This window comes from Mycolicibacterium sp. XJ879 (assembly GCF_053483935.1).
Genome location: NZ_JBEFTH010000046.1, coordinates 1 through 368, shown reverse-complemented (window position 1 = coordinate 368; position 368 = coordinate 1). Strand labels below are relative to the sequence as shown.

Genomic DNA, 368 nt, shown 5'->3' with positions numbered 1-368 from the left:
ATCGACGGCGACGGCCCGGCCCGTCTGCTCGACATGGTGGCCGGCCGATCCGCTGCGGTGCTCACCGACTGGCTCAACGCCCAGGACCCGAACTTCCGCAGCCGGGTCAAGGTCGTGTCGATGGACGGGTTCGCCGGCTACCACACCGCGACCGCCGACGCCCTGCCGGCAGCGCGGGCGGTCATGGACCCGTTCCATGTCGTGCACCTGGCCGCCGACAAGCTCACACTGTGCCGCCAGCGCATCCAGCAGGACACGTGCGGGCATCGGGGCCGCAGCGGTGACCCACTCTACGGGGTCCGCCGGATCCTGCTGACCCGCGCTGAGCTGCTCACCGCCAAGCAGAAGGTCAAGCTGGACAAGGCCCT

At 70.4% G+C, this 368-nt stretch carries 1 protein-coding gene; it reads left to right on the top strand.

The features are described 5' to 3' along the window. Positions 1–368, top strand: a 368-nt coding sequence (locus tag ABQF13_RS25325) for a transposase (protein ID WP_448395557.1), incomplete at both ends; no start/stop codon positions are given.